At 65.6% G+C, this 6,195-nt stretch carries 6 protein-coding genes and 1 pseudogene; 3 read left to right on the top strand and 4 right to left on the bottom strand.

Annotated features, from left to right (window positions below):
* Positions 1-2,596: RHS repeat domain-containing protein (locus LN042_RS20245; RefSeq protein WP_283843823.1), on the top strand; the 2,596-nt coding region annotated here is incomplete at its 5' end.
* A gap of 9 nt (positions 2,597-2,605) precedes the next feature.
* Positions 2,606-3,136 (top strand): hypothetical protein, encoded by a 531-nt coding sequence (locus LN042_RS20240; protein ID WP_230052684.1) that lies wholly within the window; start codon positions 2,606-2,608, stop codon positions 3,134-3,136.
* A 65-nt stretch (positions 3,137-3,201) separates the two neighbouring features.
* On the opposite strand, the gene LN042_RS20235 is transcribed toward LN042_RS20240, so the two are convergent.
* The 4 genes from LN042_RS20235 to LN042_RS20220 form a co-directional block, all read right to left on the bottom strand.
* On the bottom strand, positions 3,202-3,552 hold the full coding sequence (locus tag LN042_RS20235) for a hypothetical protein (protein ID WP_230052683.1): 351 nt from the start codon (positions 3,550-3,552) through the stop codon (positions 3,202-3,204).
* A gap of 32 nt (positions 3,553-3,584) precedes the next feature.
* Positions 3,585-4,016: a nucleotidyltransferase domain-containing protein gene (locus LN042_RS20230; RefSeq protein ID WP_230052682.1), complete on the bottom strand. Its 432-nt coding sequence runs from the start codon at positions 4,014-4,016 to the stop codon at positions 3,585-3,587.
* Positions 4,017-4,242: 226 nt separating this feature from the next.
* Positions 4,243-5,499, bottom strand: coding sequence for a hypothetical protein (locus LN042_RS20225; protein ID WP_230052681.1), 1,257 nt, complete (start codon positions 5,497-5,499; stop codon positions 4,243-4,245).
* 47 nt (positions 5,500-5,546) lie between these two features.
* The gene (locus LN042_RS20220; RefSeq protein ID WP_230052680.1) at positions 5,547-5,858 is read right to left on the bottom strand and encodes a calcium-binding protein; all 312 of its coding nucleotides are present in this window, start codon (positions 5,856-5,858) and stop codon (positions 5,547-5,549) included.
* A gap of 86 nt (positions 5,859-5,944) precedes the next feature.
* Here LN042_RS20220 and LN042_RS20215 point away from each other — a divergent pair.
* Positions 5,945-6,184: pseudogene (locus LN042_RS20215) on the top strand (LLM class flavin-dependent oxidoreductase); the annotation flags it as partial.
* Between the last annotated feature and the right edge of the window lie 11 nt (positions 6,185-6,195).

Here is a 6,195-nt window from a genome sequence, read left to right as displayed (position 1 = left end):
CCTGGGCCGCACCACCCGCTACGAATACGACGGCGCCGGCAACCTCATAGCCGTCACCCGCCCCGACGGCGAACAGAGCAGAGCCGTATATCTGGAAGAGCTGGGTCTCCCGGAAGCCATTACCGATGCGGGAGGGGCCACCTGGCGCCAGACGTACGATTCACGTGGCCTCCGCATGTCGCTCATGGATCCGCTCGGTGCTGTCACCCGCTTCTCCTACGACGAACGCGGCCATCTCACGACCATCACCGACGGACTCGGTCACACCACCCGTATTCGGTGCAACGCCGCGGGACTCGCAACCGAGATCGCTGACCCGAGCGGTGTCGCTGCCTGCTACGAGCGGGATGCCTTCGGCCGCACCACGGCCATCACCGACTCGGTCGGCGCTACGACTCAACTGACGTGGACCGTCGAGGGAAACCTGGCAACACGGACGACCGCGGATAATGCCACCGAGTCCTGGACATACGACGGTGAGGGCAACCAGCTCACCCACACAGACCAGCTCGGCCAGACCAGCACTTTCGAGTACACCCACTTCGAAACGCTCGCCGCCCGCACAACGCCCGATGGGGCGCGGGTCACGTTCACCCACGACGCGAACATGCAGCTCGTTGCCGTCACCGACGCTCTCGGCCGTGAGTGGCGGTACCAATACGACCAGGCTGGACGCCTGGTCGGTGAGCGTGACTTCCACGGCCGCAGTCTCAACTATGAGTTGGACGCCGTTGGGCGTCTTACAGCCGTGGTTAAGCCGATCGGCCATCGGATTCGCTACGCGTATGACCTGCTGGACCGTCTGACGGCTAAGGAAGCGGACGGTCGGACCACCACCTATACGTACGACGCCGCTGGCTTCCTGGTCCGGGCCGTCAATCCCGACGCTGACGTTATCCGTGCCGTTGACAGCCTCGGAAATCCGCTTACCGAATCCGTCAACGGCCGTATCCTCGCCCACACACGAGATGTGATGGGCCGCCGAACCAGCCGCATAACCCCCAGCGGCCACACCACTGACTGGACCCTTGATCCAGCAGGGCGTACGACGAACCTGTCAACCTCGGGGGGCAGCCTCGATTTCGCTTACGACGTGGCCGGGCGGGAGCAGCGGCGGATCATTGCGGATCGCCTGACACTGACCAACACGTGGGACGATCTGTACCGCCTCACCGGTCAGCAGCTCACAGCACCCGCGGCCCTGCTGCAACAGCGCAGCTACAGCTACCGTGCCGACGGCAACCTCGCGACAGTCGAGGATCTGCTCACCGGTCCGCGCACCTTCGATCTCGATATCACCGGTCGCGTTACTGCCGTCACTGCCGCTACGTGGACCGAAAGCTATGCCTACGATGCGGCAGGCAACCTCACCGATGCCGTCTGGCCAGTGGTCGGGGCGGCCTCAGCTGCTGTGGGCGCACGCACATACTCCGGCACGGAGCTGGTCGGTGCGGGCCGAGTCCGATACGAGCAAGACGCAGCGGGCCGTACCACGCTCCGCCAGGTCACCCGGCTCTCCAGGAAGCCTGACAGTTGGCACTACACCTGGGACGCCGAGGACCGTCTCATCCAAGTCACAACGCCAGACGGTACACGCTGGCGTTACCTCTACGACCCCTTCGGTAGGCGGATCGCCAAGCAGCGTCTGTCAGCTGACGGAGCGGGTGTCGATGAACAGACCGACTTCACTTGGGATGGGGCGACTCTTGTCGAACAGACTACTCAGGCTTCCTATCTCCCAGGCCCGCACACCCTCACCTGGGACCACAGAGGCCTGATCCCGGTCGCCCAGACCGAGACCATTGGCACCCCAGACCAGGATCAGGTCGACCGACGATTCTTCGCGATCGTCACCGACCTCGTGGGCACGCCCACCGAACTGGTCGACCCAGCGACTGACACCATTGCCTGGCGTACCACGCCCACGCTCTGGGGTTACACCACCTGGCCCAGTAACAGCACCACGTATACCCCTCTCCGCTTCCCGGGTCAGTACTTCGACCCGGAAACCCGTCTCCACTACAACGTCTGCCGTTACTACGATCCCGAGACCGCCCGCTACACCAGTCCCGACCCCCTCGGCCTCAGTCCTTCGCCCAACCCTGACGGGTACGTCCCAAATCCGCACACCTGGACGGACCGCCTCGGCCTCTCGGCGCACAACGGTGTCCCAAGCATGCGCGGCGAACCGGGAAGGAGGCCCCCGATCGTCGAGGTGGATCGAGCGCAGCCGGGGTGGTCCCAAGCGGAGCGAATCGCCCTGGCCGAAAGCCGCCTGCCCGCGTTCGCGCTCTTCGGCCGGAGTGCCAAGACGAGGAGTCGTACGTACGCGGCCGCTATACACTCGGAGACCGGGGACATCGCGTGGGCTTCATCCGGAGGCGGCTACTGCGCGGAAGGGAACGCCTTGCTGGCACTGGGTGGTGATCCAAGCAAGGTGATATTCACTGGCGCTCTGACCGTGGATGACGCCTCGCGCCCCTTCATCGCACTAGTCAAACCCGTCTGTACAGGGTGCCAAGAAGATTATCCCGACAGATCGATATTCCTCCCGGGGGTTCGCGGTGAGCCGGGCGGGCTCTGGGGCGACAGTTAGGATTGCGATATGACACTGGTTGAGCTGGAGATCGGCACCCGGCAATGGAGTGAACTTCGCTGTGGCTGCGGCCAGTCGGGCGCCCACCTCGCGGACGAACTGCTGCGCTTGGCACGCCGGGAGGACGAAGACCCGCACGGCGCGCTGGGGTTGGCTGGGCACGCCTTCTCCGACGTCGTTCTCTTCGAACCAGCGCCGGCAGTCGTCGGAGTCGCGTTGGCAGCGCTCGCGGACCGGCCTTCCGCTGTATCCCGGGCCCGGTTCCTGGATCTTCTGCTCTCCCTGGTCGCGGGTGAGGGAACTGCGGAGGAAGTCGCCCGCGAGGGGCGTGACTTGGAGGAGGAGTCCATCGCCGCCTGCCGAAACGGGCTGTGGCTCCTGTACGCCGAGGTCTTCGCTGGGGAGTCGGCCGATCTCGCGACCCGCGCTTTCGAGGTGCTCACCGTCATCGAGGACGACCGTGGTCGTCTCGAACGTGCCTGCGACGTGGCTGGTGATGCCATTGCCTGGTACGCCAAGCCGCCGTACCAGGAGTTGTAGGCAGGGGCAATCCGCGGGCGGTCTTCCGTGAATGCCGGTTGTTATTGCCGTTTCGGCTTTCCCGATCAGCAATGGCAAGCTAACGCCGCAGGTCCGAATGTGCACTGCTCGACTCCAAGCCGGTCACCAAAGTCATGGGTTCGTTGGCGCCGCTCCCGTAAGGTCGAGCGCAGTTGTGCGCTGACCGCTTCCAGGACTGCGATGTGGCCCCTCGGCTGGTCGGGTCGCAGCCCCTGGTTTTCCAAGACCGCGACCAGCGCCTTTCGCGCTGCGTCGTACAGCAGTTGGTAGGCGCCGATCGCGTCGAAGGAGACAACCGCCTCTGCTGCATTGAGGTGGTTCGCCGCCTGGGTGAGGAGATGGTCGGCTTGCTCCCGGCTCGCGGGTACGCGCTCCAGTTCCTTCCGCGAGAGCATGCCCTCCACTGCGGCCCGACCTTGCTGTCACTTCATTCCCGGTTCTTCGCTTCGAAGGCTTCAAGCCGAACCGTCGGCCGGCCTTGGACACACGTGAGGAACGGGTCCGCGCCCGGCTCGAGCCAGCGGGCGGGCGAGACCCGGTGGACATTGACTTCCCGGCCAAGCAGGCGCTCCGCCTTGCGTGCCGCGTCGTACAGCTCGTCCTCGTCGGGGTTGCCCACCACGAGAACGTCGACGTCGTTGGGTACTCCGCCGTACTCCCCCGAGTAGCGGGCTGCCCAGGAGCCATAGATGTGGGCTTCCTCCACCCCGGCCAGTGGCAACAACAGATCACCGAGCACTGCGATCGGGCCGTAGGTGAGGGCGAACAGCTCGGTGAGCGGGCCGGCCAGGCGCCCGCTGACGTTGGCCCTCAGGAGGCGGAGGTTTCCGTGTCGTCGTTCGGTGATCAACTCGGCCACGACCAGGCGGTCCGCCTCGCGACTGGCGGTCGCGCTCGAAACACCGAAGCGCGAGGCGACCTCGGCGAGTGAGGCCTCATCCTGCGGATGCAGATACAGTCAGGCCAGGAGTTCCCCTTGAAAGGGTGTGCGCAGGAGGGGCAGCAGCGCCGGCGGAGGAGCTTGCATAAGCTGAAGAGCAGCTTGCAGCTAATGAAAATACCGGCCTGAGAGTCGAAGTTCGCTCCTACGGGTGATCGGGCTGACGCGGTACGCGGCGTGCCCTGGTGAACCTTCGCCGTCGACCGCCCGCGGCGAGCTCGCTGAGGCGCTCGCCGATCGCGGAAACGCCGGGGCGGGGCTCCTGCTCGTAGTACCAGGGCTTGTGTCGACGCAGTAGTTCCTCGCCGTGCTCAGTCCAGGTGAAGCCGGGCTTCCGCAGCAGCTTTCGAAACACCGCGTCGGTGGTTTCCGGGTGGGCGGCGGCCAGTCGGCGGATCGGGAGCGGCGCGATCGATTCCTCGCGCAGGTACGTGCGCAGCACGTCCTGGTACTGCCTGCGCCCCGCGAGGGTCGGGTTGGCGAAGAGGTCCCGCAGCAGCCCGTAGTCCGCGTAGAAGTTGAGTCCGTCGATTTCGTCGTAGATGACGCCGATGGTGTCCGAGTCCGCGAGCTCTCGCGGCAGTTCGAAAGCTGGAAAGTCCAGTCCGGGAAGCCTCCTGCCGCGGGCGTGGTTGGGGTGCTCGGCGATGGTGACCTCCTGCCGGTGCCGGTAGTAGGAGTTGAGCTGCTGCTCGGCCTCGGCCGGGGTAAGAACCAGTACGTCGGCATCGAAGAACTCGACGAACGCGGCCCGGTCCTCTCGCATCCGCGCCCATCCCTGCTCGATCTTCTCGGGGTTGCGGAAGACCAGTTCGGGTTGGCTCGTCGCCAACTGGATTGCGGCCTGGGCGATTTCGGTGGCGCTGGACTTCGGGTAGGACAACATCATCCCGGAGATCAGCCACACGCCGTCGACCGAGTGGACGGGCACCAGGGAAGTGAGGAGGAATCCTCCCTTGGATACTCCACGGAAGGCACCCGGTCCGACGTTCGAGTAGGTGCGGTACTCCAGGTCGTCGACCAGGTTCAGTAGGACGAGGGCATCCCCGTCCTTGCGCCGGATCTCGAAGATGCCTTCGACCGGGTCACGCCAGCCGAGCAGGATCTCCCGGTCGTCGTCGGTCAAGTCCCGCCGTGAGGCGACGAACCGGTCGACCACGGTCGCGCCGTCCGGCAGGCGGTACCGCAGGATGAAGTGGTCGGTGATCCGGATCGCGTCGCTCTCGTCCAGCAGCCGCTCGGGGCCCGCGGCCTCCAGCAGGAGCGGAGTCAACCACCGGTCGAAGCGCGCGCTTTGGCCGAACGCGACCAACTCGCCCTTCAACTCGGCGCTGCGCTCGATGAGATCGCTGAGCGAGCGCTCGTCGATGCCGTGATTCGATTCCTGTGTAGCGATCGCCACGTCGTGCCGTCCCTCGCTAGCCGGTTCCAAGGAGGTGTGCGAGCCGCTCAGCGGGCCCAGAGCCGGTAGGCCTCGATCCACTCGGCGCCGCCCGGGGCAGGGCTCGGCATCGGCAGGTCCAGGACCCCGATCCTCTGGTGATCGGAGCCGCGCGAGCACAGCGCGACGATCCGGCCGTCTTGGCCGAGGTCGACGCCGCGCACGGTCACCTCGACGCCGAGAACCGTCGTGTTGAACGGCACCGCGAGATTCTCCTCGATCACGGTGAACAAACCGGTCAGCTGCTCGTCGTCGCCGTAGGCATCGACGGTGGCCTCATCGATCATGGCCTCAAGTTCGGTCCTGCCCAGCGCACCCATGGCGCCACGCTAGCGGTCACGCAGGCGACGTCGGCGCGGTTTGCTCGAAGCCTCACCCATCAGAGCGCTTCGCGGGGGTCGGCGGTATGCGACTGAGTACCGTGATCCTTCCCATCCACCGGTGGGCCGAGGGGCAGAAGATCTGGCGGCGGGCCTAGGAACTCGGCTTCCACGCTGCGTACACCTACGACCACCTGTCGTGGCGCAGCTTCCGTGATGAGCCATGGTTCGGGGTGATCCCCACGCTGACCGCTGCAGCGGCAGCTACGGAACGTATGCGATTGGGCGCCCTCGTGACGTCGGTCAAGCCTCGTTCACTCATCACATCCTGACCTGC

The sequence above is a fragment of the Kitasatospora humi genome (assembly GCF_020907985.1).
In the GTDB taxonomy this organism is placed as follows: domain Bacteria; phylum Actinomycetota; class Actinomycetes; order Streptomycetales; family Streptomycetaceae; genus Kitasatospora; species Kitasatospora humi.
This window is presented reverse-complemented; position numbering and strand designations above follow the sequence as displayed.

What these genes read in the sequence shown, in the direction of transcription:
- LN042_RS20235 (WP_230052683.1), bottom strand. Translation starts at nt 3,552, where the DNA reads ATGCTCTCGCGGAAGGAACTGGAGCGCGTACCCGCGAGCCGGGAGCAA.
- LN042_RS20220 (WP_230052680.1), bottom strand. Translation starts at nt 5,858, where the DNA reads ATGGGTGCGCTGGGCAGGACCGAACTTGAGGCCATGATCGATGAGGCC.
- LN042_RS20240 (WP_230052684.1), top strand. Translation starts at nt 2,606, where the DNA reads ATGACACTGGTTGAGCTGGAGATCGGCACCCGGCAATGGAGTGAACTT.